The sequence below is a fragment of the Bacillota bacterium genome (assembly GCA_040754675.1).
In the GTDB taxonomy this organism is placed as follows: domain Bacteria; phylum Bacillota; class Limnochordia; order Limnochordales; family Geochordaceae; genus Geochorda.
Window position 1 is genome coordinate 1 of sequence record JBFMCJ010000542.1, and the last position, 2696, is coordinate 2696.

Consider the following 2696-nt stretch of genomic DNA (forward strand, 5'->3'; position numbering starts at 1 on the left):
AGTGGCCTCGGTGGGGCGCAGCGCCGGCCGCGCCCTTCAGGCCGCCGGCGACCTGGAGGCCCGGGTGGAGTCAGCCCTGGCCGAAGTCGGGCAACTCGAACAGGGCCTGGCGTCGCACCTGGCAGACGAGGCCGCGAGGTCCAGGGACGAGGCCGAAAGGCGCGCCGCCACCCCACGGCTCAGCGTCGGCGGCGGTACAGCAGCGCTCCTTGCAGGTGACCGGACGGTTTATGGCTACCTTTTCGACATGGCGCTGGCGTTGGAGCGGAGGCCCTTGCGCGGCGGGGTCAGGTGGGGCGTCCGGGCGACCGCCGAAGGCGAAGGGAACATTCGAGGAGGCGCCGGTGTCCAGTTGGGCGGAGTGCGGATGCTCGGGGCGAACCTATCTTTTGGCGGGGAGGTGGTGGCGTCCGCCGGCAGTTCGGCGGGAACGGGTAGCCGTGAGTTTGTGAGCCTGGCGTGGCAGCCATACCCATCGCTGAGCCTTGAGCTGGGGGCGGGCTGGCACAGCGGGGCGGTGCCCGACCCGGACTGGCTGCTGGAGGATGCCGGCGATGCCGGGTACGCCTGGGGTTCGCTCTCGTGGAGTCCGAGGCCGGACCTGCCGGGCGTGCGAGGAGCCGTCGGGCGGGTCTGGGCGGCCGGCGCCGGTTGGGAGCCTGCCACCGCGTGGCTTGTGGCGTCGGTGATTCCCCTTGCGGGAGAGGCAGGCGGAGCCTCGTTGAAGCTGGAGTTTTGGGGCGTGGCCGGCCGGCCGCCGCGAGGCCTTCTGGCCTGGGAGGTGCCGGTTGACCTGTAACACCCGGGCCGGCACGGGAGGGGCGAGGGGGATGCGGCGGATCATGGCGGTTGACCCGGGCCGCGAAAAGTGCGGGCTGGCTGTCGTCGAGCACGGAGGCGCCGTCGTGTTTCGCACCATCGTGCACGTGGATCGTCTGGTGGACACGGTGGCGCAGGTCATTCGCCAGCTGGAACCGGAGGCCGTGGTGCTCGGCAACCGCACCGGTTCCGGCGATGCGGCCAGGCGGCTCGCCGAACTGCCGGAGGTGCGGGCTCTGGGTGGGGTTCGGGTCGTGGACGAGTCGTTCACCTCGCTTGAGGCCCGCCGGCGATACTTCCAGGCCCACCCTGCGCGGGGCCTCTGGAGATTCGTGCCCGTGGGGCTTCGCCTTCCACCGGAGCCCGTGGACGACTGGGCCGCCGTCGTCCTGGCCGAGCGCTACCTGAAGGGGCCGGGTTAAAGAATCATTTCCCGCAGGGCGCGGCCGGTTCGCAGGCGAATCTCCCTGTCGGATAGATCCGAACGATGACGATGCCACTCGAGGGGCTGGCAGCGGGCCGCGGCGCGTTGGTGGCCGTGGCGCTGATCCTGGCGCTTCTGGCCGGCGGCGGCGCCCATGCCGGGGCGGCCGGCGGGCCGGCGCGCCCAAGCGCGCCGCCTGCGGGCGTGACGCTTTATGGCCCTCTTGCGGAACTCCCGGCGGGGCACTGGGCCTACGCGGCCTTCGAGGAACTCATCAGGGCCGGACTCGTGGTGGAGTACGCGCCGGGCCTGTTCGACGACGAGCGCACCATCAGCCGCTACGAGGCTGCGATGCTGCTCGTGGATGCATTCCGCCGGGCCGATGCGGTCGGACCGGGTGCCGAGGCCGGTGCGCGCCTGAAGGTGCTCCTCCCGGGCCGGCTCGCCGGCGCAGGGGCCGACAAGCCGGATGCGGGCCACCTCCAGGAGATCCTCACGGCCCTGGGGCGGGAGTTGTCGGAAGAACTGAAGGTGCTGGGCTTTACGATAGATGGGGCCGGGAAGGCAGAAGAGCCGGGCGCATCGACGGCAAAGCCTCTGGAGATCCGCCCGAGCGCCTCCGTTTCCGTCCGCACGGGCGCAAAGGCCCCGGCGACAGGGGCCGCGCAGGTCGCTGAAAAGCCCCAGGCGGCGGGAGAGACGACACCGGGTGAGGCGGCCGGGTCCGGCGATCCTGCGGACACGACCGGCGGGGTGGCCCCCGCCGGAGACGGGGCCGTCTCGGCCGTACCCGCCGAGCAGGGAGAGCAAGCGGCGACCTATGGGGCTCTTCCGGACCTTCCCGCGGTCCGGGGCGCGGCGGTTGTCCCCGCTTACCGCCTTGGCGTACGGTCGGTGGCCCCGGGCCGGTGGGACGTGGACGGCCAGCTTGGCCTGGGCGAGGGCGAGGCCAGTGAGGTTGGCGCCGTGCTCCTGGGGCCGGTGCCCGACCGGTGGCTCTGGGCCCGCGTGGGCCGGGTCTGGACGCCGCTCAACAGCGCGTTCGCCCTGGGCGGCGACGAAGAGGCCCTGACGCTTCGGGGCATCGAAGCGCGCATGGTGGGCAAGGATACCCGGACGGGCCTCGTGTTAGCCCAGCAGACGCCTGAGGGGGGCCTGCCCGGTGAGCAGCAGGAGAAGAGCCGGGCGATAGCGGTGTTGGACGGGTCGCTGGCGCTGTCGCGCCAGGTCGTGGTGGGCGGCGCCATCATCCGGGGCGGCGAGAGCCCAACAGGACTCTTGCAGCTTGACGAGGGTTCGACGGTCACCTCCGTCGTCGGGCGCTATGCCCCCGTTCCGTGGCTTTCGTTCACCGGCGAGTACGCCCAGAACCTCTGGGCGATGCCGCTCATCGTCTCCGCCATGCGTTTGGGTGCCACGCTCGACTTTGGGGATGTCAAGCTCGGCGCCCGGG

General features: G+C 72.0%; 3 protein-coding genes. All 3 read left to right on the top strand.

Features of this window, described 5'->3' with window-relative positions; translation table 11 throughout:
• Positions 1-799: hypothetical protein (locus tag AB1609_20495; protein ID MEW6048823.1), on the top strand; the 799-nt coding region annotated here is incomplete at its 5' end.
• A gap of 31 nt (positions 800-830) precedes the next feature.
• The gene (gene ruvX, locus AB1609_20500) at positions 831-1241 is read left to right on the top strand and encodes a Holliday junction resolvase RuvX (protein MEW6048824.1); all 411 of its coding nucleotides are present in this window, start codon (positions 831-833) and stop codon (positions 1239-1241) included.
• A gap of 65 nt (positions 1242-1306) precedes the next feature.
• A partial coding sequence (locus AB1609_20505) for a hypothetical protein (GenBank protein MEW6048825.1) occupies positions 1307-2696 on the top strand: 1390 nt, incomplete at its 3' end.

What these genes read in the sequence shown, in the direction of transcription:
- ruvX (MEW6048824.1), top strand. Translation starts at nt 831, where the DNA reads ATGCGGCGGATCATGGCGGTTGACCCGGGCCGCGAAAAGTGCGGGCTG.